The sequence below is a fragment of the Winogradskyella forsetii genome (genome assembly GCF_013394595.1).
GTDB lineage: Bacteria > Bacteroidota > Bacteroidia > Flavobacteriales > Flavobacteriaceae > Winogradskyella > Winogradskyella forsetii.
In genome coordinates this window covers 257,853-280,712 of record NZ_CP053348.1, presented here as the reverse complement: position 1 = coordinate 280,712, position 22,860 = coordinate 257,853, and the positions used below count along the sequence as shown (strand labels likewise).

General features: G+C 33.6%; 25 protein-coding genes. 8 read left to right on the top strand and 17 right to left on the bottom strand.

Going from position 1 to position 22,860, the window contains the following annotated elements; translation table 11 throughout:
• Nucleotides 1-47: 47 nt before the first annotated feature.
• From HM987_RS01295 to HM987_RS01275, 5 genes are all read left to right on the top strand, one after another.
• Nucleotides 48-1,436 (top strand): dipeptidase, encoded by a 1,389-nt coding sequence (locus tag HM987_RS01295; RefSeq protein WP_179004511.1) that lies wholly within the window; start codon nt 48-50, stop codon nt 1,434-1,436.
• Between the two features lie 115 nt (nt 1,437-1,551).
• The gene (locus HM987_RS01290; RefSeq protein WP_179004509.1) at nt 1,552-1,917 is read left to right on the top strand and encodes a BlaI/MecI/CopY family transcriptional regulator; all 366 of its coding nucleotides are present in this window, start codon (nt 1,552-1,554) and stop codon (nt 1,915-1,917) included.
• A 1-nt stretch (nt 1,918) separates the two neighbouring features.
• Entirely contained in the window at nt 1,919-4,306 is a 2,388-nt protein-coding gene (locus HM987_RS01285) for a M56 family metallopeptidase (protein WP_179004507.1), read from the top strand.
• A gap of 142 nt (nt 4,307-4,448) precedes the next feature.
• The gene (locus HM987_RS01280) at nt 4,449-5,549 is read left to right on the top strand and encodes a DUF4407 domain-containing protein (RefSeq protein WP_179004505.1); all 1,101 of its coding nucleotides are present in this window, start codon (nt 4,449-4,451) and stop codon (nt 5,547-5,549) included.
• Between the two features lie 104 nt (nt 5,550-5,653).
• Entirely contained in the window at nt 5,654-6,097 is a 444-nt protein-coding gene (locus HM987_RS01275; RefSeq protein WP_179004503.1) for a YybH family protein, read from the top strand.
• Nucleotides 6,098-6,323: 226 nt separating this feature from the next.
• Here HM987_RS01275 and HM987_RS01270 read toward each other — a convergent pair whose 3' ends face one another.
• The 12 genes from HM987_RS01270 to HM987_RS01215 form a co-directional block, all read right to left on the bottom strand.
• The gene (locus HM987_RS01270) at nt 6,324-6,647 is read right to left on the bottom strand and encodes an STAS domain-containing protein (protein ID WP_229724546.1); all 324 of its coding nucleotides are present in this window, start codon (nt 6,645-6,647) and stop codon (nt 6,324-6,326) included.
• A gap of 221 nt (nt 6,648-6,868) precedes the next feature.
• Nucleotides 6,869-7,132 (bottom strand): DUF1272 domain-containing protein, encoded by a 264-nt coding sequence (locus tag HM987_RS01265; RefSeq protein WP_179004502.1) that lies wholly within the window; start codon nt 7,130-7,132, stop codon nt 6,869-6,871.
• Between the two features lie 162 nt (nt 7,133-7,294).
• On the bottom strand, nt 7,295-7,870 hold the full coding sequence (locus HM987_RS01260) for a PhnA domain-containing protein (RefSeq protein WP_179004500.1): 576 nt from the start codon (nt 7,868-7,870) through the stop codon (nt 7,295-7,297).
• Between the two features lie 32 nt (nt 7,871-7,902).
• The gene (locus HM987_RS01255) at nt 7,903-8,262 is read right to left on the bottom strand and encodes an MmcQ/YjbR family DNA-binding protein (RefSeq protein ID WP_179004498.1); all 360 of its coding nucleotides are present in this window, start codon (nt 8,260-8,262) and stop codon (nt 7,903-7,905) included.
• Nucleotides 8,263-8,384: 122 nt separating this feature from the next.
• A complete protein-coding gene (locus HM987_RS01250) occupies nt 8,385-8,996 on the bottom strand; it encodes a DUF4230 domain-containing protein (protein WP_179004496.1) in 612 nt (203 codons plus the stop codon).
• A 1-nt stretch (nt 8,997) separates the two neighbouring features.
• Nucleotides 8,998-9,348: a DUF4260 domain-containing protein gene (locus HM987_RS01245; protein WP_179004494.1), complete on the bottom strand. Its 351-nt coding sequence runs from the start codon at nt 9,346-9,348 to the stop codon at nt 8,998-9,000.
• A 4-nt stretch (nt 9,349-9,352) separates the two neighbouring features.
• Nucleotides 9,353-10,102, bottom strand: coding sequence for a cyclase family protein (locus tag HM987_RS01240; protein ID WP_179004492.1), 750 nt, complete (start codon nt 10,100-10,102; stop codon nt 9,353-9,355).
• Nucleotides 10,099-11,250: a radical SAM family heme chaperone HemW gene (hemW, locus tag HM987_RS01235; protein ID WP_229724710.1), complete on the bottom strand. Its 1,152-nt coding sequence runs from the start codon at nt 11,248-11,250 to the stop codon at nt 10,099-10,101. Before hemW ends, HM987_RS01240 begins: the two co-directional genes overlap by 4 nt.
• A gap of 57 nt (nt 11,251-11,307) precedes the next feature.
• Nucleotides 11,308-13,032 (bottom strand): leucine-rich repeat domain-containing protein, encoded by a 1,725-nt coding sequence (locus tag HM987_RS01230; RefSeq protein ID WP_179004487.1) that lies wholly within the window; start codon nt 13,030-13,032, stop codon nt 11,308-11,310.
• 23 nt (nt 13,033-13,055) lie between these two features.
• Nucleotides 13,056-13,421 (bottom strand): hypothetical protein, encoded by a 366-nt coding sequence (locus HM987_RS01225; RefSeq protein WP_179004485.1) that lies wholly within the window; start codon nt 13,419-13,421, stop codon nt 13,056-13,058.
• Nucleotides 13,422-13,463: 42 nt separating this feature from the next.
• A complete protein-coding gene (ruvC, locus tag HM987_RS01220) occupies nt 13,464-14,018 on the bottom strand; it encodes a crossover junction endodeoxyribonuclease RuvC (RefSeq protein ID WP_179004483.1) in 555 nt (184 codons plus the stop codon).
• A 33-nt stretch (nt 14,019-14,051) separates the two neighbouring features.
• Nucleotides 14,052-14,690, bottom strand: a complete 639-nt coding sequence (locus tag HM987_RS01215) for a cell envelope biogenesis protein OmpA (RefSeq protein WP_179004481.1) — start codon at nt 14,688-14,690, stop codon at nt 14,052-14,054.
• A gap of 27 nt (nt 14,691-14,717) precedes the next feature.
• On the opposite strand from HM987_RS01215, the gene HM987_RS01210 reads away from it, so the two are divergent.
• Both HM987_RS01210 and HM987_RS01205 read left to right on the top strand, forming a co-directional pair.
• Nucleotides 14,718-15,686: a lysylphosphatidylglycerol synthase domain-containing protein gene (locus tag HM987_RS01210; RefSeq protein WP_179004479.1), complete on the top strand. Its 969-nt coding sequence runs from the start codon at nt 14,718-14,720 to the stop codon at nt 15,684-15,686.
• Entirely contained in the window at nt 15,686-16,834 is a 1,149-nt protein-coding gene (locus tag HM987_RS01205; protein ID WP_179004477.1) for a glycosyltransferase, read from the top strand. Before HM987_RS01210 ends, HM987_RS01205 begins: the two co-directional genes overlap by 1 nt.
• Before the next feature lie 60 nt (nt 16,835-16,894).
• On the opposite strand, the gene HM987_RS01200 is transcribed toward HM987_RS01205, so the two are convergent.
• The 4 genes from HM987_RS01200 to HM987_RS01185 all read right to left on the bottom strand — a co-directional run bounded on the left by HM987_RS01200 (nt 16,895) and on the right by HM987_RS01185 (nt 21,296).
• Nucleotides 16,895-17,371 carry a hypothetical protein gene (locus HM987_RS01200; RefSeq protein WP_179004475.1) on the bottom strand — a complete coding sequence of 159 codons (477 nt, stop codon included), beginning with the start codon at nt 17,369-17,371 and terminating at the stop codon, nt 16,895-16,897.
• A gap of 107 nt (nt 17,372-17,478) precedes the next feature.
• Nucleotides 17,479-18,609: a tetratricopeptide repeat protein gene (locus tag HM987_RS01195; protein WP_179004473.1), complete on the bottom strand. Its 1,131-nt coding sequence runs from the start codon at nt 18,607-18,609 to the stop codon at nt 17,479-17,481.
• A 12-nt stretch (nt 18,610-18,621) separates the two neighbouring features.
• Nucleotides 18,622-20,913, bottom strand: coding sequence for an energy transducer TonB (locus tag HM987_RS01190; protein ID WP_179004471.1), 2,292 nt, complete (start codon nt 20,911-20,913; stop codon nt 18,622-18,624).
• Between the two features lie 2 nt (nt 20,914-20,915).
• The gene (locus HM987_RS01185; RefSeq protein WP_179004469.1) at nt 20,916-21,296 is read right to left on the bottom strand and encodes a BlaI/MecI/CopY family transcriptional regulator; all 381 of its coding nucleotides are present in this window, start codon (nt 21,294-21,296) and stop codon (nt 20,916-20,918) included.
• A gap of 152 nt (nt 21,297-21,448) precedes the next feature.
• On the opposite strand from HM987_RS01185, the gene HM987_RS01180 reads away from it, so the two are divergent.
• Entirely contained in the window at nt 21,449-21,946 is a 498-nt protein-coding gene (locus HM987_RS01180; RefSeq protein ID WP_179004467.1) for a DUF456 domain-containing protein, read from the top strand.
• A gap of 244 nt (nt 21,947-22,190) precedes the next feature.
• Here the strand turns inward: HM987_RS01180 and HM987_RS01175 are convergent, their stop codons facing one another.
• Nucleotides 22,191-22,859, bottom strand: a complete 669-nt coding sequence (locus HM987_RS01175) for a response regulator (protein ID WP_179004465.1) — start codon at nt 22,857-22,859, stop codon at nt 22,191-22,193.
• Nucleotide 22,860 lies beyond the last annotated feature (1 nt).

Here is a 22,860-nt window from a genome sequence, read left to right as displayed (position 1 = left end):
ATATTCGATTTTGTTTTTCTTATTTTTGTTACAAACCCAATTTATATATGCAATCCATTCAATCTTACATCAACGACAACAAAGAGCGCTTTCTAAATGAGCTTATAGAATTGCTCAAAATCCCTTCAATAAGTGCAGATTCCGCATACAAAGGCGATGTTTTAAAAACCGCAGACCTAATTAAAATCAGTCTAGAAAAAGCGGGCTGCGATCATGTTGAAATATGCGAAACCGATGGTTATCCCATAGTATACGGTGAAAAAATAATCGATAAAAATTTACCGACAGTTCTCGTTTACGGCCATTACGATGTGCAACCACCAGATCCTTTGGATTTATGGAACTCCCCTCCTTTTGAACCCATCATCCAAAAAACAGAGTTACATCCCGACGGTGCTATTTTCGCCAGAGGTGCTTGCGATGATAAGGGCCAAATGTATATGCACGTTAAAGCCATGGAATACATGACTTCCAATAATGAATTGCCTTGCAATGTGAAATTTATGATTGAAGGTGAAGAGGAAGTTGGCAGCGTTAATCTTTCGAAATTTGTAAAAGCAAATCGTGAGAAATTAAAAAACGATGTGATTTTGATTTCAGATACAGGTATGATTGCTAAAAATGTTCCTTCAATCACTACTGGTCTTAGAGGCCTAAGTTATGTTGAAGTTGAAGTCACAGGACCAAACAGAGATTTACATTCTGGACTTTATGGAGGTGCTGTGGCAAATCCAATCAACGTTTTGACTAAAATGATTGCATCGCTTCATGATGAAAACAATCATATAACCATTCCTGGATTTTATGATAAGGTTGAGAACCTATCGGATGGCGAACGCGCCGAAATGGCAAAAGCCCCATTTTCATTGGAGGCTTACAAAAAATCACTGGATATTGATGCGGTCTATGGTGAAGAAGGCTACACAACTAATGAACGTAATTCAATTCGTCCTACCTTAGATGTCAATGGTATTTGGGGAGGCTACACTGGCGAAGGTGCAAAAACCGTAATTGCCAGCAAAGCCTATGCGAAAATATCCATGCGATTGGTACCTCATCAAGATTGGGAAGAGATCACAAAATTATTCAAAGATCATTTTGAAAGTATGGCACCAAAAGGGGTAAAAGTGAATGTAAAACCTCATCATGGCGGACAAGGTTATGTAACTCCTATTGACAGTGTTGGTTATAAAGCCGCTTCAAAAGCTTACGAACAAACTTTTGGAAAAACACCAATTCCACAACGCAGTGGTGGTAGTATTCCTATTGTATCGCTTTTTGAAGAAGAACTGAACAGCAAAACAATTTTAATGGGCTTTGGATTGGATAGTGATGCGATTCACTCACCAAACGAACATTTTGGCATTTGGAATTATCTTAAAGGTATTGAGACTATTCCTTGGTTTTATAAGCATTTTACAGAATTATCGTCTTAAAAATTTAATCCGTTCTTAACGAACGGATTTTTTTATCAGTTATTTTTTAACTCTACACTTGTAGAATTAAAAAATATACTCTACATTTGTAGAGTTAATTCTAAATACGTAGAGTATGCAATTATCTAAAACTGAAGAACAACTAATGCAATACCTCTGGAAGCTAGAAAAAGCTTTTATGAAAGATTTATTGGATATTTATCCAGAACCAAAACCCGCCACAACCACAGTTGCCACCTTACTTAAGCGCATGATTGGTAAAGGTTTTGTGGATTATAAAACTCATGGTAACTCTAGAGAATATTTTCCATTAGTTAAAAAAGAAGACTATTTTTCAAAGCATGTAAACGGCCTCATTAAAACCTTTTTTAATGATAGTGCATCACAGTTCGCTTCATTTTTTACACGTAAAACAGATTTAACGAAAGAAGAACTGGAAGCACTAAAGAAAATCATAGATACCGAAATTAAAAATAAGTAATATGGAACTCTATCTTTTAAAATTTTCGGCTTGTTTGTTAGTGTTTTGGTTAGTCTATGTTCTTTTTTTAGAACGGCAAACTATGCATCACTTCAAACGTTTTTATTTATTGGGCGCCATGGCTCTGGCCTTAGTCATTCCAACATTAACCATCACAGAATACGTAGAACCAGTTGTAACAAATTTTGAAACGTCCTCTATTAACATTCCAACAGAACTTTCTGAAATTGAACCCATTGAAACACCTTCAATTTTCACATTAGAACATATATTATGGCTTATTTACGGGATGGGAGTTTTGTTGTTTTTCATACGATTTGTGGTTAACCTCGTAAAAATGCAACGACGCATTTCTAAAAATGTAAAGCTTACCAAACGCTCTTTCGTCTATGTTTTGCTTCGCGAAAATCTGGTTCCGCATTCCTTTTTTAAATATATCTTTTTTAATAAAATGAGATATGAGTCCAACTCTGTTCCAGCGGAAGTCAAGCTTCATGAGGAAACCCATGCCAAGCAACTGCACAGTTTAGATATTATAATCCTAGAATTACTTCAAATTGTATTTTGGTTTCATCCTCTAATATATATTTTGAAACATCACGTCAAATTAAATCATGAATTTTTAGCCGATCAAGGCGTTTTAAAACAAGGTTCGGATGCTAAAACCTATCAAAATATAATATTACAATTTTCATCTTCCGATAGCTATCGGAACACTCAAGATTATGCATTATCGAGTGCGATCAATTATTCATCAACCCGCCTGAACGGATTATTTTCAAAGAACACATTCGGGCAGGTCAAAAAACGATTTAGAGTTATGAAAAAACAAACCTCAAAAACCAGAATTTGGCTAAGTACGTTATTAGTATTGCCAATTATTGCAGTTCTCTTTTACAGCTTTGCCGAACGCATAGAAATCGAAAAGGAAATTCCAAACCCACAAATTATAGTACAGAAAGAACAGCCGCTTTTAACAATTTTAATAAACAAAAACGGAGAGTTACTAGTAAATGATGAGTTAGCTACAATAAAAGCCATTGCATCTAAACTAAAGTCTCTATCAGAGTTTGCCAATTCTACTAAAGCCGTTTATGTGAAGTACGACCCAAGTGAAGCATCAAAGAAAGCGCTCGAAAAGATCAAAACTATGGTTATAGACCATGAGTTTAAAATTATCATTGCAGATGCTTCTTCAACCGCAATACCTCCGCCTCCGCCTCCTGCGCCTCCTGCGGCTCCTAAAAAAACCAATAGCCCTAAGAAAGGTGGCCCGAATGCTAATAATTATGAAGTTGCAAAAACAAACAGTAATCAAACCATAAAACCTGTTGAAATTTTAATAAAAAGAGACAACAGCATAACCTTAAACAATGAACCTGTTAGCTTTAAGAACTTATTAGATACCGTAACCAAAATAAATGAACATCTCACGATTGAAGAACGCAGAAATTATGTAACTGCCTCAATATTTATTGAGCAAAATAAAAGTATGGATTTTGCAAAAAAGGTTCAATCTGAATTGAGGAAAACTGATATTTGGTCTTCATTTATTATTCATAAAGAGAACCAAAAAAAGTTTGGTTTATTAACTAAACATTTCAGTCCTAATAATGGATTAACAATAGAAGAAGCAAAAGTTGAAAAAGAAAAAGCATTAAAAGAGATGCGAGAAGATCAGACTTCTAAAGATTCTCCATGGTCAATAGAAATGGGAACTGCAATTATAGTTGAAAATGAAGAACAAAAACAAGGTCCCATAAAAATCGATGGAGAAAGCTATTATTATTCTGATAAAAATGAAAAAACAACGTATTACAATCGTTTTGGTAAGGAAGTAGAGATGCCTACTAATACAAACAAGTCATCAACCTCTGATCCAGAATCAACTTTAGATTTCGTTATTAGAATGGCAAAAAACAATGCTAAATTTTTTAACGAAGGAAAATCAATTTCTTCAGATATAGCTATTGACCAATTAAAAAAGAATCCTAAGCTGAATGTTACTTGTCATAATATAGAATCTAAACAGCCTCTGGTTTATATTTTTAAAAAACCGATATTGCTCGGCGCCAATGGGAAATCGGGTAAACAACAATCACTTAAATTAATAATTAATGGGAAAAAAGTAGATTTCCCTAAATTGACAATGACCAAAATAGAAGTTAATAGCCTTAAGCTTACTACTGAAAATGGTAATGTCACTGAATTTAAGCTTAAAATTCCAGGCAAACCCACAATACTCATAAAAGGTAATTCATTTGATGAAAACAAAAATGTTTTAACGACCATTGCAAGTATGAAAACGGATATGAAATTAGTCTTATTTTCAATTAAAGATGCTTCTGAATCTAAGATTGAGCCCTTGGTTATTACCATAATTGATTAATAAATATTCTTAACAAAATATAATAAGCCTCATTCACTGAGGCTTTTTTTAGTACCAAAGTGTAACAAAACGAATCATTTAGCGTTCTAATAGACAATCTATCCTGAGCGTAGCCGAAGGATCAATCAAAAAACAATCAATCATGTTAAAGCAATTCTTCATCCTCTGTTCTGGTGCAGACACAGACATTTTAAACGACTGCTCCATTGGTGAACAGAACAAATATGCCGGTATTGGTGCCACCGTTTTCTTTACTGCCGTTATGGCAACTATTGCAGCCAGTTATGCACTTTTCACGGTTTTTGACAACCTTTATTCTTCCATCTTTTTCGGATTAATTTGGGGTTTACTCATTTTTAATTTAGACCGTTATATCGTTTCCACCATTAAAAAACGAGATAATGTTATAGACGAAATTCTACAAGCTACGCCGAGGATATTATTAGCTGTTATTATCGCTGTTGTGATTTCGAAACCTTTAGAACTTAAGATTTTTGAAAAGGAAATCAATCAGGTGTTATTAGAGCAAAAAAATGAATTGACCTTAGCCAACCAAAATCAAATCGCAGAACAGTTTAATCCAAAAATTACCGAACTCGAAAGTGAGATTTTAGGATTACGATCTCAAATAGATCTCAAAGAAACTGAAGTTAATGCCCTATATGATACATACATTTCTGAAGCGGAAGGTACAGCAGGCACTAAACTTTTAGGCAAAGGACCTGTTTATAAAGAAAAACGTGACAAACATGATGCTGGCTTAGCCGAATTGCAACAATTAAAAACCGACAACAACGCTAAAATTGACGCCCTGGAAACCCAAATTGCAACTCTTCAAGGCGATTACACGACCAATGTAGCCGAATCGCAACCCATCATAGATAACTTTGATGGTTTAATGGCTCGTATTACAGCTTTGGGCACATTACCTTGGTTACCATCATTCTTTATATTCTTATTGTTTTTAGCTATAGAAACCTCTCCAATAATTGCAAAACTGTTATCGCCAAAGGGTGAATTCGATTACAGATTACAAGACCAAGAAACCACTATTCAAACTTGGACCATGCAAAAAGTAGCAGAACGGAAACTGCTTCTAAAAACCGATAACGAGATCAATAATAAAGTCTATACCGAAATTGCTGACGAAGAAGACGTGATGAATTACAAACGCAAAAAGGCTCGTGAGTTGATGCAACTTCAAGCTGATGCTTTTTTGGAGAAGCAGAAAAGTATGCTTTAAATGCATTAGACCTGTCAGGTTTTGAAAACCTGAAAGGTCTAACACTAAATTACTTATTTTTTAAAATGAAGTCATTACTTTTAGGACACCAAAACCTATCTGTAATGAAAACAATTTACTTCAATTTCCTCATTCTATTATTCAGCTGTGGATCCCATCAAAATACGCAAGAGGACACATTTGAAACTGCCCAAACAGCCATCCAAAAAGTAATGAACGACCAAGAAATCGCTTGGAATAATCACGATTTAGAAGGCTTTATGCAAGGCTATTGGAAAAGTGAAGCACTAAAATTCTATGGAAGCAGTGGACTTACCAAAGGTTGGGAAAAAACGTTAGCGAATTATAAAAAAGGCTATCCCACGAAAGCAGAAAGTGGCACACTGAAATTTGTAATTAACGATATCTCAAAAATTGAAGGCAATAATTATTGGGTTATGGGAGCATATCATCTCAAACGCTCAATTGGAAATGCCAATGGTGTGTTCATCATTATTTTTAAGAAAATTAATGGCGAGTGGAAAATAGTCGCTGATATGTCTTGCTGATATTATCACGAAATTTGAAACTAAAATATGATTTAAAATCATAAGATCTTGTTCTAAAAACAAGATTAGCCCTCCAAGCATCAGGCGTGGTTCAACTAACTAATTTAAATAAATCAATTCGTGATTATTTTAAGTTGGAGTTTCACTAAAAAACAAAGTGTATCCGAAACATCTATCTATCACCATAAATGCCTTGGAAACACTTTATTAAGGTAGAATGTATGAGTTAAGCTGCTACGATTGTGTTAGTGGCAATCATAGTTTGCTTTGGTGCTTTTACTTCTTCAGACTTAAAATGCTGATAAAGTTCTTTGCAGCCCAAACCTATAATCGATAGTTTTTTTGATTTTGTGATGGATTCATTATGAAGTCTAGCCAAAGCCATTACACCAGCTCTGTCAATACTGTTCACCTGTTCGATATCCACTAAAATATCATCTAACTTATCAAAGATGTTAGCGAAATGCGAATTAAACGTTTTGAGGTTCATTTTGTTTAATGTCCCTTTAATCTGAAAACGATTGTTGTAACTTGTAATTTGTAAATCCATAATAAATAATGTTTAAGCGTTCATACTAATTCAGGGCTATTAATCAGTAATTTTTGTGCTATTATTTAGAGGGATGACCTCAATATCGGATTTATCATGCGAGCATTCTTATAAAATCGACAAACCGTAATTTTGAATGGATTATTTGAACTGGACTGTTTATTTTTTCGATAAACAGCAGGTTTTAAAATTGATAAAATGTAGGAAAAATAACTGTAAAACTATTCATAATCAAGCTTTTGAAGAGGCGCTCTGATATCTACTGGATGGTGTATTATAACATTTGAAACAGGAAATTTTTCTAAAAGATGTAATGGTCTCAATGGTCGTTTCTCAAATCCACCTCCACAATTCGGACAAACCTTTTTTAATAGCGCTACACAATCCTTGCAATAAGCGCATTCAAAGGTGCAAATTATCGCATCGGTAGAATTATAAAGCAATGTTTTGTGACAGTTTTCGCAAGTTGATTTTATTTGTAACACCGTTCAAAATGTCTATTTTTGCAAGATGCAGTATAAATACAAAGTAATACTAATGGTTCTTTTGGCAGGCATCACCATCTACGGTTTGGTAACAGGGCAGTACTTATTCATGGTATGCTTAATTCCGTTAAGTTTCGATTTTTTCAATAAAAAAGATTCTGATTAGATTTTCTTTACATACTCCGTAATGATCACTATTAATTGACCATCGACTTTTCCTTCAATATACGTTTCGTTCTCATGGTCCAATCTAATATTTCTGACAGCCGTGCCTTGTTTGGCTACCATACTAGAGCCTTTCACTTTTAAATCCTTTATTAAAACCACAGAATCTCCATGCTCCAAAATGACGCCATTCACATCTCTATGCACAAGTTTGTTTTCGTCATCTTCACCATCACCAGAAGCTTTTGCCAATTCTAAGGTCTCTTCTTCCATATACATCATAGCCAAAAGGTCTTGTGTCCAATCTGCTTTAATTCTATTAAGCATTCGCCATGCCATGATTTTTACCGCTTCGTGCTCGCTCCACATACTATCGTTAAGACATCGCCAATGGTTAGAGTCGATGCAGTCTGCATCATCCATCTGTTCTCTACAAGTTTTACAAGCGTATATCGCGGTTTTCAACCCGTTCTCTTTTATATCTGAAACTGTATAACTAGAAACGTTTTCTTTATTGCCGCAAAGTTCACATTGTGAACCACTGCGTTGTTGTAATTCTCTTTCTAATGACATATTTTATAAGCTAGGTAGCAAATGTAAAATTATTATAATGTATCCCTAATTTTTTTTGGCAAACCTTTTACAACCATATCATAAGAATGGTCAATCAGTTTTGTAATAAGTTGCGGTGAAAGTTCTCCTGTATGAATATAAACGCTGTTCCATTGTTGCTTGTGCATGTGGTAACCCGGTTTGATACTATCGTATTCGGCCCTCAGTTCTTGGGCATATTCTGGATCACATTTTAAGTTGATAAATGCCTCCCCATTTTCCCAGCGTTTTAAAGAGGCCAAGGCAAACATTTTATTGCAGACTTTAAACACTAGTGTATCCTTATCGAACGGAAAGTGTTCAGTAACGGCTTTTTTGTTTAGGCAATAGTTTCTGTAGTCTTCTATGTTCATATTATTTCCTACGAAAGCAGGAATCTTGTTTAATTTCTTCTAAATACATGTTTTCAAATTCTCGAATTAGAGATTGCCACGCCCTATCATCCTTGCAATATCAAATAACTCCATATTAATCACTATTTCAACAGTTTTTTATCATCCTCTCCTTCAATTTTCAACCCTGAATAATCTAAGGTCCATCCGATAGTTTCCACTAAATTTTCAATAAGATGAATCGCTTCCAAAGCTTCTTGCTTCGCAATAGTATACAAACCGCTTTCCGGAATTTTATCTAAAATATGTGCTTTGGCTTTAGCGTGTAAATCCGTTAGATCGGCTGCCTCAAACCTATTGAACATACCATCCCTTTTATCGTAATAATTAATATCGCTTTCCACCGATATTACTTCGGGTTGTGGAAAATGTGTTAGGACAACGGTTTTTGTTTTTGCATTTGATGACATCTGTACTTTACCCAAGTCAAAGCCAACATGTGCTTTTGCGTTAATCACAACCAATGCTTTTTTTCGGCTAGAAATTAGTTTTAAAAACTTTGCTTTAACATCTTCATAATGGTAAATTTCCGCAAAATCGCCTTCAACCGATACCAATTTACAAACGCGTTTTATTTTTTCTAATATGAGAATAGATTGCTCTTTGGTCACTTTTTTAGTTTTCCATTGTTTATAAACGGTTACCAAACCTAAAGTGACTAAAACACTGATGATGATTATAAAAAAGGTTTCCATTTTAATTTCCGATTTTTCCTAGATGCGTGCTTTTAAAACTATCAAAATGTTTCAATCCATAACCAAAAACCCTATCGATTGACGCATGGGCAAACAAAATAATACCAATGAGCTTTAAATGTTCATTTTCAAAATAAATACCAACGAAATAAACCACAATCGCAATGCCTTTATGATGAAAAACATTGTAAGACATCGCTCCTATTTTTGAGTTTACCAAATAGCCCAATGCTCCAATATCTGGCAACAATAATAACCCGAAAAACCACCACCAACTGATGCCTAACAAACTAAACATGTAGGCGCCTAAGGCAAACATCAATAATTCTTCCAGCTTTAATATTGCTTTCATCACCTTAGTCTAAAATTTTATATAAAATAGGTTTGCTTGGGCTAGCATCATTCTCAAATGGGGCAATTTGAAGATTGAGCATGTACATGCCGTCTTCAATTTTATTGGACACATATATAAATTCAGATATTGTAGCATCTAATCTCAATTTTCCTTTTGTATTCCAAAATGCATTATGCGCTAAGAGTTCACCGCCATCACTCTCTTTATCCACACTGGGCAAATCGATAAGTAAATGTTTAATCCCTTTATTTTTCAAATATTCGGCAGCATCTTCTTGTAAATAGGTCGGATTGGTATTAGAGTATTGCCTCGACAATTTATCGCGCATATTGGGCATGGTTCTAATCACAATGGCATCGCGTTTTTTATTACCCAATGCAAATTTTAGCTGTTTTTTTGAAACCATGTAATCATCTCCTGCTTTTTCTGGCGCAACCGTGACCACTTCGGCCAAAAAGAAAAATTGCTTTAAATGCTTATTTATAGAATACACCTTTTCTGTAATATGACCCACGGTTTCGGTGTGCGTAACGTGCGAATGTGGATTAAATGTAATCGTATTAAAATTTACAACAGCACCATTGGCAACACTCACCTTTTCTCCGTCTATGATTTCTGGTTCTATCTTTGGTGGCCCTATGTACCAGGCATTTACATTAGTTGCTTCTCCCGTAAGAGGTATAGATATATCCAAAGGTTGGGATAAATCTATTTTTAGTTTTCGGGAATTATATTGTATGGTTGTAATCACTTTAAATTGATTTTAAAAAGTTCGGACGCAATTCCATCACATAAAAATTGTCCTTTTTTAGTGACGCGTAAATGCGCATCATCAATATACAATAAATGTTGATTTATAAAAATTTCCGACTGTGCATTTAGGTAATCCTTAAAAGTAACGCCAAAGTCGTTTTCAACTTTTTTGAGCGAAACACCCCAAATGGTTCGTAAACCTGTCATTATATATTCATTATAACGATCGGTTTGGGTTAAGGTTTCTATTTCTAATGGGAGCTCGTTTTTTTCTATGGCTTTGATGTATCTTGAATTGTTTTTTACGTTCCAACTGCGTTGTTTGCCATTAAAGGAATGCGCCGAAGGCCCAATCCCCAAATAGGATTTTCCTTGCCAATAAGCCGAATTATTTTTACTGAAATAACCTTCTTTTCCAAAATTGGAAAGTTCATAATGCACAAAACCCGAAGCTTCGAGTTTATCTTTCAAAATATGAAATTGGTCGTGGGCTTGTTCATCATCCACGTTTTCAATAAGTCCTTTTTTTATGAAGGAGGCTAAAGCCGTTTTTGGTTCAACGGTCAATGCATAGCTTGAAATATGTGGTACTTTAAAACTTAGAGCAGTTTCAATATTTTTTAACCATTGTTCGTTCGAAGCGCCTGGAATCCCGTAAATGAGATCAAGAGAAATATTATCAAAATATTTGGTTGCTTCTTCTAAACAAACTTTCGCCTCTTCTGCATTGTGCGCGCGATTCATGAGTTTTAAATCGGATTCGAAAAAGGATTGAATGCCGATACTCAGCCTATTAATAGGTGTAGCCGTTAAGTCGTGGATGCGTTTAGTGGATAAATCATCTGGATTCGCTTCAAGGGTAATTTCCGGATTTTCAGAAACTTCATAATTTTCATATACCGAATCAATCAAAAATAGTAATTCTTTAGTGTTCAATAATGATGGTGTTCCACCTCCAAAATAGATAGTTTCAACTGTAGAATTATTGAATTCATCTTTACGGAGTTCTAATTCCTTGGCTAATGCATTGAGAAGTTCGCCCTTTTTCTTCAAAGAGGTCGAAAAATGGAAGTCGCAATAATGACAGGCTTGTTTGCAGAATGGTATGTGGATGTAGATGCCAAAAGCCCCTTCTAGCTTCCCCATAGGGGAAGAACTATTACGTATGTTTTTGGTTTCTTTTTTCATTCTACTCAGCCCGTTCTATTTCTTTCGTTTTCGGCCTTTGGCATATTGTCGGGTATCGTGCCGTTCTACCATCAAATTTGGGTTAATAGTTTTTAACGCCTCAATATTTTCTTCGGTAATCACCTGATGATCTAGTAAGATTCTCTTCATTTTTGGCATCTCTGCCACTTCTAATGGTATTTCTTTAAAGCTATTGTTATGTATCCATATACTGTAGAGATTTTCTAGTTTCAAAATCTCTTTGGGAAATTCCTTGAACCTATTAAACTCAAAACTTACCCTTTCTATTTGTTGCATTTTAGTGATCTCTTTAGGAAGACTCAGAAGCTCATTTGAGCCTAAGTTTATTTCTTTTAATGAGCTTAGTTCTGTAAAAGAAATAGGAATTTCTTCAATTTTATTATAGCCCAAATTAAAATGTTTTAGATTAATTAAATTTCCTATTTGTTCTGGCAAAGTTTTAATTTTACAAGCATTTGCTGAAATACTCACAAGTTCAGTACAATTTGAAAGTTCTTCTCTTAATCTTATCAATCCAGAACCAGCAACATCCAACCTTTGCAAACACCTTAATTCTTGAATAGCTTTTGGTAAGTCTTTCAGATAACTGTTATTAGAAAGATCCAGTAATTTTAATCGTTTTAGTTTACCAATATTTTCGTTAATTTCCCTTAGTCCATTAACATAAATCACAAGTACTTCCAAATTTTGAAGTAAAGTGATATTATCTGGTAGACTTCGTAAATTACATCTTCCTAAGCTTAGCACCTTTAGATTTGGCAGTTTGCTTAAATCTTCAAATAATTTTTCCTTATCCCTGAATCTATTTCCAGATAAATCAATGGATTGCAAATTAACAAGTTGAAATATTTCTTTAGGTAATTCAGTTAAATCACTATATCTTAAATTAAGAGCATAAACCTCCTCATTATTGTCTAAGAGTGAACTTAAGTCTTCTGTTTTTTCCAGATGAGCTAATTCTTCCAACAGCTCTGATCTAAAATAATTTTTCCCTTGAAAAATATCAATTCCAGAACAATTATTAGTTATTAATCCATCTAATTGTTCTAACGTCATATTAGGAATTGAAAATTTTGACAATGTATCAAAATCTAGTTTATCCTGAACGATGGCTTTCATTAAAGCATTATCTTCTTTAAAACCTCTGTCGGGTAAAAAAGCACAATCCCATTGGGCACCTTCTTTATTTCCTCCAAAATATTTAGAAAAGATCCAATAATAATATGTGTTTTTTAAATCCTCGTAAGAGCCAGGTAATTTTAATCGTTCGTAATAAGTCTGTTCGGCTAAACTGAATTGTTTATCTGCAAATGCTGCATTGGCTTTCCAAGATAATAGTGTTGGGTTTTTACCTTTTAGAGCAATTAATGAATCAATATCCTCTATGGCTTTTTTACCATCTCCATTAACTATTAACGCTTGTGCCCTTATAAATTTAACTACATAGTCGTCTGGATTATACTCTAAAAAAGTAGTTAAATCACTCACCATTTCTTTAGACCATTTTAAATCTAAATTAGAATAGGTTAGTGCTCTTGCAAAATAAAGATTTGCATCATTAGGAGTACGTTTTATTTTTTCGTCTAATAATTGTAAGGCTTCCTTCCAATTTTTGGAATCTCTAGCTTCAATATAATGTTTTTGTAATTCTTCATTGCTCAGAGGTTTTGAGCAAGCATAGAATACTAAACTAAGAACAAGATATTTAATATACTTCAAAGCTTTTGACTATTTAATTTTTTTTACTCTTCAAACAAATCATATAAGGTCGCAATTCTTAAATCACAATACATTTTTAAAAAATTATAATTCAACATATCAAATTGACTACCGTAAATTTCCTTTCGGTTTTCCCAAGATTCATAAGCTGGAAATTTTAGATTGAATTGTTCATCCACAAATGCATTCCAAAGTTTTTCTGAAGCGTCAAAACTTCTTATAAAAGTAGAATCGTTCTTATGAAATGTTTTTAATTCAAGAACCAATGAATCTTTAATCTTTTGAGATAGATACCAATTTTGTTCTGCAATATCAGTCATTTCAACTTGACCTTGACTAAAACTCAAAAGCGATTGACTGCATACTAAAAGTAAGATAATGACTTTCATTTACTGTTTTTTTTTACTGAAAACTGTGACTGAGACTGAAAACTATTTCTTAACTCGCCCTTCATTCTGCTTCACAAAAGCGGACCAACCAGAATAACTTTTACCAACCTCAACACGACCTTCATTATAAAAATGGCAAACGGCTGCTGCCAAGCCATCCATGGAATCCAAATTTTTTGGCAGTTCTTTTAAGCCTAACATGCTTTGCAGCATTTTGGCAACTTGTTCTTTACTGGCATTTCCGTTTCCGGTAATTGCCATTTTGATTTTCTTGGGTGCATACTCCGTTATGGGAACTTCACGAGATAATCCTGCCGCCATGGCAACACCTTGTGCACGGCCTAATTTCAGCATACTTTGTACGTTTTTACCGTAGAATGGTGCTTCAATAGCGATTTCGTCTGGATGATATGTGTCTATAAGTTCGACAGTACGTTCAAAAATAAGCTTGAGCTTTAGATAATGATCATCATATTTTTTTAGCATGAGCTCATTGAGTTGCATAAATTCCATCTTTTTGCCCACAATTTTTATGAGTCCGAAACCCATAATGGTTGTACCAGGATCTATGCCTAAAATAATTTTTTCTTTGCTCATATTCATTATCCATGCCAATGGATATCTTAATCGTTAATTGCAATATCGGCAACCACTTAATGAAACTGCCACGCCAAAGGTAAGGTTAAAAACGCTGCCGTTAAAAGCACCTAAGCCTGTTAAGGCAGGATTGTAATCGTCTAAATTTGTAACACCATACAAATAAGCGACATCAGAGTAGATAGATACTTTTTCGTTAATGGCATAATGAATCTCCAATCCACCAAGCAGATTTAAAAAGATCTGCTTATTTTCGGTTAAGGTGCCAAGCGGTTTGGCAAATGTGATTCCGGGACCAGCATGAACAACGGTTCGTAATCTCATCGGTAAAAACGTAAGGTAACTTGAAGGATCATAAACAAACTGCGCATTAATCCTCGAATAGTTGATTTTAAATTCTGGTGTATCATCTGCATTTTTGAAACGGTTGAAACCAAAATCCAGTTTTACACCATATTGCCGTTTTAGCATGTGCTGAATCCCTAAATTAATCGTTGGGAAATTCACTGATTTTGCATAAGACCCATTTACAAAGCCATCAGTTGTTGGATAATTAACACCAACTGCAAAAAGGGCTTTCCACTTGGCTGTATCCTTAAACTGTGCTTCACTTTTAAAAGTGATAAAAACGAGACCAAAAAGGAAAAGGTATTGTTTAAAATTATATCGCATCTCTAAGTTTTTGATTTTATTTGCAGTATGAATGTCAATTCGCAATACAAAACTAAACAATTCTTTGTAGTCCTAATTAAGTTGGGTATTGTAGTTGGGGCTTTTTATTTTATTTTTTCTAAAATCGCTAAGAATGAAAATTTAGAATTCAGTCAATTAATCTCATTTTTAAAAGAAAACAACACTTTTTCCATCAAAAACATCATTTTTTTGCTCTTTTTGAGCTGTTTTAATTGGCTTTTCGAAATATTGAAATGGCAATATTTAGTAAAAACCCTAAAGCCTATTTCCTTTAAATCGGCTTTAGAACAAAGTTTAGGAGGACAAACAGCATCGTTAATGACACCAAATCGTATCGGTGATTACGGAGCTAAAGTCATTTATTATAGAAAATCCTTTAGAACAAAAATTGTATTGTTGAATCTTTTGGGAAATATGGCGCAAATGACCATAACAACATTTTTAGGCTTTATTGGTCTACTTTTTTTTATCAACCGTTATCCAATTAATATCAAACTTTACAAGCTTTCGATTTTCGGCATAATTATTTTGTTTTTTGGTTGGTTGTTATGGTTGGTCACGAAACAAAAACGGTTTAGAATAAAAGGATTTCCTTTAGAGCGTATTCTACAATTTATAAAAAGCATGCCTTCTCAAACACATATAACCAACTTGACATTGTCGTTAATGCGATACCTCATATTTTCATTTCAGTTTTATTATTTGATGAAGGTATTTGGTGTCCATATCGATTATTTCGATGCCGTGATAATTATTACAAGCATGTATTTTTTGGCGTCGATTTTACCAACCATTTCAATTTTTGATGTGGTTGTAAAAGGAAGCATTGCCGTATTCTTGTTTGGCTATGCTGATATTAATGAACTAACTATTTTGTCTATTACAACAGTAATGTGGCTGCTCAATTTTGTGATTCCGAGTATTTTTGGAAGTTATTTTGTGCTTAACTTTAAACTTCCAAAACCCGTAGAATAATGGTTTCAGCATTACTCATTTTTTTTATTCTTTTTTATCTCATAATTATAGGCCTATTGGTTTATGGATATAATAAGGTCGAAGATTTTAAGTTACAGGATTTACCAGCGAAGTCTAAATTTTCAGTTGTTATTCCATTTAGGAATGAAGCTAAAAACCTTCCGAAATTATTAGATTCCATTTCAAGGCTGAATTATCCCAAAACGATGTTTGAAGTGATTTTGATCGACGATGATTCTGAAGATGATTCGGTTTCAATCCTAGAAAACATTCTTCATACATCTCGCAAAAACCAAAACCCTCGAATTGACGTCATTCGGATTATTCAGAATGAAAGAACATCAAATTCCCCTAAAAAAGATGCCATTACAACAGCCATAAAAGTTTCAAAATACAACTGGATTGTAACCACTGATGCTGATTGTATTTTGCCTAAATATTGGCTTGATGCTTTTGATGAATGTATTCAAGTCAACCAATCGAATTCTATCGTTGCACCTGTGACTTATCATGGTAGAACGTCTTTTTTCAACCGGTTTCAAACTTTGGATTTTCTGAGTTTACAAGGGGCAACTATTGGTGGTTTTGGCATAAACAAACCATTTATGTGCAATGGTGCCAATTTTGCTTATCGTAAATCTGAATTTAATTCGGTTAATGGTTTTGAAGGCAACAATACTATTTCGAGTGGAGATGATATTTTTCTACTTGAAAAACTTTTAAAACAAGACGCTAAAAAAGTTCACTATTTAAAATCTGAACAAGCGATTGTAACTACAAATCCTGCTCAAAGTACCAAAACGCTAATTCAGCAACGTTTGCGATGGATTTCGAAGTCTAGCCATTATAAAAATTGGTTTGGTAAATTGGTTGGTCTTATTGTTTTGTTTGGAAACTTGGCCTGTTTAGCTTTAATTCCTACTGTTTTTTTGAATATTCTTTCTATAAAAATTGCTATTGCTTTATTCGTGATAAAATTTAGCATTGACTTTTTATTGTTATTTAAAACCTCCCGTTTTTTTAAACAGGAAGGCCTTTTGCTTTCCTATTTGTTTTCGAGTGTTATTTATCCTTTTTTTAGTGTGAGTGTGGCGCTTTTGTCTTTTTTTAAATCTTATGAATGGAAAGGGAGAAAATTTAGGAAGTGATGTTATTATCTCATAAGATCTCTCGTAATCATAACATTGTAAAATTGGCAAATGTTTGATCTAATTGATTCTCACAATAACAGGCAATTCGAAAGCCGTTGTGACTTGTTGCCCTCGTTTTATGGCAGGATATATTTTAGGAATACTTTTTAAACTCTGACGTAATAGACTGTCAATTTCCGGAATTTCTTCAATAGTTTCTGGTTGTATTTTTATAGATTCTATGGCTAAGGCACCGTAATTATTGATTTTAATTTTTAGTCTAATGGTATCGTTAACATCATTAGAAACTACGATATTCTGAGCTTCCAAAAACTGATTTACACTAGTAATTAAGGTGTTTTGAAAACAGGCTTTCGATTCTTCTTTTGCGGTTAAAGTATCACAACTACTGAATGTTGGATAAGTATCCACTTCATTCCAATTAAAAGTTTGCAGTTCTTCCTCCAATAAATCTTCAGGATATACTTTTTTCTTATCAAAATAATTACAGGAAGTTATTAGAAAGAAGATTAAAAGAAAAACGATTCGATTCATTACTAAATTTCTGATAGCGAAAAGTACGAATATTTTAGAGAAAATAGATATAAGACGGCTTCGCTTTTAGTCCCGATAGCTATTGGGATAAAAACAAGAAAAAAAATTTACTTTTCTTCCAAAAATTTTTCTTGCTTTAATTCTTTGAGTCGTTTTTCTGCATATGCAATGAAGGCGCTTTTTTTATTCTTGGTCACAAACTGTTCGTACAACATTATTTTGCTATCCAAATCAGCATAAAATTCATCTTTTGTTCTCAATATAAAAAATTCAGACATCATATTTGATGGATCTTCTTTTAAAGATTTCTGAAACGCTTCGATGGCTTTATCATATTTCTTTTGGCGATTGAAAATTACGCCTAGTTGTTGATATTCCTCTGAAAGGGATTGGTCTTTAAGCTTTAATGCTCTTGAAACATACTCCTCAGCTTTTTCAAAATCATTGAGGCGTTGGTAATAGATTCCGATAGTATAAATGGCATTGGCATCATTTGGGTTAAATCTCAATGCTTGTTTTCTGTGGTAAATAGCATCTTCGTAATCTGAATTTTGGGCATAACTTAGACTTAATTTTTCATGGATGAATTCGGATTTCTCTCCTAAATCCAATAATTTATTAAACCAAACTACGGCATGGGTATAATATTCTTGATGATAATACGCTTGTGCTTTTAAACTGATCAGTTCTATATTGTTCTCGTAACTTTCTAAGCCTCTATCAACAAAACCATGGGATGAAAGAAAGTCCCGTTTCATTAAATGATACTTCGCCAACTTAAAAATTGCTTTTTGGTGTGTCGCATCTAGGCCATAGGTTTTCTTAAACTGATCTAATGCTAAAGTGTCTTTCTGCTTTTCTAAAACAACGCCCAACTCATAATAATAATTAGGGTTTAAACTGTCCAGCAAAATTAGATTTGAAAATAATTGATTGGCTTTGTTATACTTTTTAGTTTTGGTTAAAAGTTTGGCAAATTCATATTGTAACAAAAGATTATCCTCATTGAATTTTATGGCTTTTTCATAATTTAGTATGCCTTCGCCATAGTTACCAATGGCTATATAAGCTTTAGCTATATCATCATAAACCTCCTCTAAATTTTCAAGCGACTTATAGGTTTCAATAGCTTTGGAATAATTACCATTAGCATAAAGATTGTCTGCTTTTTCCTTTAAACTTTGTGCGTTTAATCCAAGTGTAAATACAAAAACTGAAAGCCAGAATGCTAATTTCATACGCAACAACAATTAATCTTTTTTAGGTTCTGTAGTTTGAAACACTATGGGTAAAAAATAATCAACGCCTATAGGTTTACCATCATGTGTTCCTGGTGTAAATTTTGGTAATAATTTTATGACCCTAATGGCTTCCTCTTCTAGTTTTGGATGTGGAGCTCTCGCTTGTACATCAGTTACGGTACCATCTATCCCTATTACGAGGCGAGCAAAAATTCGTTTTTGTCCAGCAGTTAGTCCTAAAGAATTACCTAAATTGGTATTGAAGTTTTTACCAACATGTTTATTGATGGCGTTTGTAGTACACTCTTTTTGTTCTAAAACTGACGAAACCCCATTACAATCTGGATGAATTGGTGCGACTTTTACTGTGTTCCATGACTCTATCTCATTATCCCATTCTGAATTCACGTATTCACTTGGTGAAAATTCAACTGATTTTTCATCACTATCCGTTGTAATTCTATTGTTTTTAGTATCACTAGAATTGTCTTTCACTTCAAAAACTATAGGAATAGAGAAAGGCACTACAACAATTTTCCCTTTTTGCTTACCTGGAATAAATTGAGGTAGAGTTGCAACGACACGTTTTGCCTCTATCTCTAATGCTTCACTTGGACCTCTAGCACCAATATCAATAATTTTACCCTCTTTATCTATTTTGAACTGTACAAATACTCGCTTTCTTCCTGGACTTAAATTGTCGGCAATATTGGTATTAAAGTTTTTGCCAATATGTTTATTAACAAACATATTCATACAGTTTTTTCGTTCGGCATTGGTTGGTAAATCTTTGCATTCTGGCAAGGTTGGTACTTCTTCTACTGCTGAAAATGGAACTTCTATATTTTGTTCTACTTCTGAAATTATTGAATTAGAATTCTCGTTTTTAACATCAGTTAGAACCATAAAGGTATTGGCACTCGCTACTATCAATTTATCAAAATTTTCATCTGTCTCTATTTGTTTTAAGGCTGAGTCATAGCGATTTTGCTCTTCATTGGTTTTATTCAAAAAATCTTCTATGTATAATTTAATTTCCCCATCTCTAGCAGTAGCTTCCCATAAATCTTTAGCCTCTTTTGTTTTTCTCCATTCTCTATAATCTGAATAGGTTTTAAGTCCTGCTTCTGTGAGTTTTTCTGAACGGTAAATATTATTTTGAGTCAAATTACCATTTTCAGAATTTCTTTGAATTCCTTTATTTGAAAAATAATTCAAAAGTGCTTTCGATTTTAAAAAGGTTTCTTTGGACACGATATATTTATAAGAATTCTCTTCAGTTAAACCACCATATTCCATGATTTGATTAAAACTAGCCCCATCCTTATCCATTTTCACTAATTCATCATAGTATTTCTTAATCATTTGCTCTTCAGTTAATTCTTGGTCAACTTCTTGATGAACTTCAGATTTTTCTTGAGCTCTAACCTCTGTGGACGTATAAATCAATATCCCAAAAACAATAGGAATCAACAAGGTATATTTTAAGAGATTAAGCTGCTTGGATTTTGATTTCTGTAACATAGCGATTCGTTTTTTGATTAATGATTTTTTAAAAAATGTATTGGTAAATGAGACTTGATTAACATCCATTATTTGATTGAGTAAGCTTTTATAATAATCTGATTTTCCACTTTGTTTTACTGCTTTGGCGTCCGCTATATATTCATGAAGTTCCTTTATTCTATTTTGGTAGATATAGACCAATGGATTAAACCAAAAAACTATTCTGAATACTTCAAAATACAATAAATCTAGAGTGTGATATTCTTGAATGTGTACCAACTCATGCTCATAAATCGTCGGTTTTTCCGTTTCTGAAATGTGTTCGCCTAAAAAAATGGTATTGAAAAACGAAAAGGCTGCAGTACTTTTCATCAATTGTACGATAAGTACATTGCCTTGCCAACGTTTCGGGTTTTCATGTTTTATCCAATATATTTTGATGATTTTAATTAGAAATATTATTGATGCTATCAGCATGCCGACAAGCGCAATGATTTGCCAAATTGGTGTTTGCGGTTGCTCTATAACAATACCAGCTTGTTCTGCAATTTGAATATCGTAAAGCGTTAGTGTTTTTGGTCCAATAAAAACTTCTGGTAAACGAATAACCATATCTTTCGTCGCCATTGTTTTTAGCTCAGAAAACTTCACGAAAGGTAAAGCCAATGACAATATCGATGTGATAATTAAATAGGCTCTATTATAATTAAAAAAGGTTTCGCGTTTAAGAAATAAATCGTAAACCAATAAGAACAACGCCTGAAAGGCAATAATTTGAAGAATAGAATACAACATAATTACTTGTTTTTATCTGGCTTAGTGTCAGGTTTGTTAATTTCATTTAGTAAGGTTTCTATGTCCTTCACATCCACATCATTCTTCTGAACAAAAAATGACACCATACTTTTAAAAGACCCTTGAAAATAATTATCCACCAGTTTATTAATGGATTGGTTACTGTAAGATTCTTTAGCAACTAATGGATAGTACAGATGCGCTTTACCTTGCTTTTCATAATCCACAAAGCCTTTACTTTCTAAAATCCTAACGATTGTAGAAACGGTATTATATGCTGGTTTCGGCTTCGGTAACAAATCGATAATGGTTTTAACGTTTGCTTTTTTAAGCTGCCATAAAGCTTGCATAATTTCCTCTTCTGCTTTAGTTAATTGTTTCATAGTTAAATATTCAGTATTCAGTATTCAGTATTCAGTATTCAGTATTCAGTATTCAAATATAACTAAATTTTTAGTTTAAACTAATTTTTTAGTTTTAAAAATGTAACTTTGACCTCTTAATTACGTCTCATCATTAAATTGAATTGATAAACATGGAAATTTTTTTGGTGCTTGTAGCACTACTTTTAATGATCCTAGGTATAGTAGGTAGTTTTCTACCTGTTTTGCCTGGCCCGCTGACCAGTTGGGCTGGTCTTTTAGTGCTTCATTTTACAGAAGGTGTAGAATTGAGTCAGACTTTTTTAATCGTTTCGTTACTATTCGCCATTTTTATTTATGTGCTAGACTATATTATTCCTGCTATTGGCACAAAACGTTTTGGTGGCAGCAGAGCTGGAATGATTGGGACAACGCTTGGTTTAATTATAGGACTGCTCTCTCCTATTCCTTTTGGAATTATAATTGGCCCTTTTCTAGGCGCACTAATTGGGGAAATGATGCACAGAAACGATATGGATAAAGCATTGAAAGCTGCTTTTGGCTCATTTCTCGGATTTATAGCGTCAACGTTTATGAAGTTTATGGTGGCAATTGTGTATTTAGGCTTTTTTATTGTGAAATTATCGGAACACAATACGACTTGGTACTAAAGTATTTGGGTCAAGAAAAAACCTAGTCATATATGATACAACTAGGTTATTTTTCTTGCTATTAATTCAACAAACTTAATAAGGGATTAATTAATTCTTGCTGATGGTGTAAAGGTACGTTAGTGTTTTTACTTTTTGCTGCGGAAAAACCGTAAACTTGCTGTGGAAAAACCGTAGTTTTCTTATTTAATAGTATCTAAGCGCATTATTTTTACCTCAAAAAAAGCACTTTTTTTTTACTATTTTACAAATAACCTTTGTCCTTGGCTTCTTTTAACAAGGTTTCATCCTTTCCATCATGAACAGAAAATAAAATCTTGAGTTGCTTTTTGCGTTTTTCTATGGCACTTGTAGAAATGTCGATATATTCATTTAAACTTTTTGTTTTAACGCCTTGAGATAACAAATGTAAAATCTTCCGATTGATATCATCCACATAAATATCGCTAGAAATCGTTTTCTTCAAATAATTATTTACCGTAGTACTGTAGTAAGGTGGCGATTTTAATATTTGCTGAAATCCATCTGCCAACTCCATGGACGTTAAATCACTTTTTATGAGGAATCCTTGCGGATCAATTTCTTTAATAATGTTATGAATCCGAAAAGTTTCGTTGAACATCGTCAAAATGACAATCTTAGTCCTAGGCATTAACTTTTTTGCCAATAAAGCCAAATCTTCACCAGAAGCATACTTCCCATCTTCGGAAGCAGGTAAACTTATATCAAAAAAACAAACATGATAGGGATACTTTTTTGAAGCTTGTTCTATCATGGCAACGGCTTCATCACAATTATGAGCTGTTTCAATATGTAAGGTTTGATAGTCTTGTTTCGTAGCTAATAGCACATTTTGATAGCCCTCAATAATGATTGGGTGATCGTCTACCATTAGGATTTTAATGTGGTCCATT

What these genes read in the sequence shown, in the direction of transcription:
- HM987_RS01295 (WP_179004511.1), top strand. Translation starts at nt 48, where the DNA reads ATGCAATCCATTCAATCTTACATCAACGACAACAAAGAGCGCTTTCTA.
- HM987_RS01290 (WP_179004509.1), top strand. Translation starts at nt 1,552, where the DNA reads ATGCAATTATCTAAAACTGAAGAACAACTAATGCAATACCTCTGGAAG.
- HM987_RS01285 (WP_179004507.1), top strand. Translation starts at nt 1,919, where the DNA reads ATGGAACTCTATCTTTTAAAATTTTCGGCTTGTTTGTTAGTGTTTTGG.
- HM987_RS01280 (WP_179004505.1), top strand. Translation starts at nt 4,449, where the DNA reads ATGTTAAAGCAATTCTTCATCCTCTGTTCTGGTGCAGACACAGACATT.
- HM987_RS01275 (WP_179004503.1), top strand. Translation starts at nt 5,654, where the DNA reads ATGAAAACAATTTACTTCAATTTCCTCATTCTATTATTCAGCTGTGGA.
- HM987_RS01270 (WP_229724546.1), bottom strand. Translation starts at nt 6,647, where the DNA reads ATGGATTTACAAATTACAAGTTACAACAATCGTTTTCAGATTAAAGGG.
- HM987_RS01260 (WP_179004500.1), bottom strand. Translation starts at nt 7,870, where the DNA reads ATGTCATTAGAAAGAGAATTACAACAACGCAGTGGTTCACAATGTGAA.
- HM987_RS01255 (WP_179004498.1), bottom strand. Translation starts at nt 8,262, where the DNA reads ATGAACATAGAAGACTACAGAAACTATTGCCTAAACAAAAAAGCCGTT.
- HM987_RS01250 (WP_179004496.1), bottom strand. Translation starts at nt 8,996, where the DNA reads ATGGAAACCTTTTTTATAATCATCATCAGTGTTTTAGTCACTTTAGGT.
- HM987_RS01245 (WP_179004494.1), bottom strand. Translation starts at nt 9,348, where the DNA reads ATGAAAGCAATATTAAAGCTGGAAGAATTATTGATGTTTGCCTTAGGC.
- hemW (WP_229724710.1), bottom strand. Translation starts at nt 11,250, where the DNA reads ATGGGGAAGCTAGAAGGGGCTTTTGGCATCTACATCCACATACCATTC.
- HM987_RS01225 (WP_179004485.1), bottom strand. Translation starts at nt 13,421, where the DNA reads ATGAAAGTCATTATCTTACTTTTAGTATGCAGTCAATCGCTTTTGAGT.
- ruvC (WP_179004483.1), bottom strand. Translation starts at nt 14,018, where the DNA reads ATGAGCAAAGAAAAAATTATTTTAGGCATAGATCCTGGTACAACCATT.
- HM987_RS01215 (WP_179004481.1), bottom strand. Translation starts at nt 14,690, where the DNA reads ATGCGATATAATTTTAAACAATACCTTTTCCTTTTTGGTCTCGTTTTT.
- HM987_RS01210 (WP_179004479.1), top strand. Translation starts at nt 14,718, where the DNA reads ATGAATGTCAATTCGCAATACAAAACTAAACAATTCTTTGTAGTCCTA.
- HM987_RS01205 (WP_179004477.1), top strand. Translation starts at nt 15,686, where the DNA reads ATGGTTTCAGCATTACTCATTTTTTTTATTCTTTTTTATCTCATAATT.
- HM987_RS01200 (WP_179004475.1), bottom strand. Translation starts at nt 17,371, where the DNA reads ATGAATCGAATCGTTTTTCTTTTAATCTTCTTTCTAATAACTTCCTGT.
- HM987_RS01195 (WP_179004473.1), bottom strand. Translation starts at nt 18,609, where the DNA reads ATGAAATTAGCATTCTGGCTTTCAGTTTTTGTATTTACACTTGGATTA.
- HM987_RS01190 (WP_179004471.1), bottom strand. Translation starts at nt 20,913, where the DNA reads ATGTTGTATTCTATTCTTCAAATTATTGCCTTTCAGGCGTTGTTCTTA.
- HM987_RS01185 (WP_179004469.1), bottom strand. Translation starts at nt 21,296, where the DNA reads ATGAAACAATTAACTAAAGCAGAAGAGGAAATTATGCAAGCTTTATGG.
- HM987_RS01180 (WP_179004467.1), top strand. Translation starts at nt 21,449, where the DNA reads ATGGAAATTTTTTTGGTGCTTGTAGCACTACTTTTAATGATCCTAGGT.
- HM987_RS01175 (WP_179004465.1), bottom strand. Translation starts at nt 22,859, where the DNA reads ATGGACCACATTAAAATCCTAATGGTAGACGATCACCCAATCATTATT.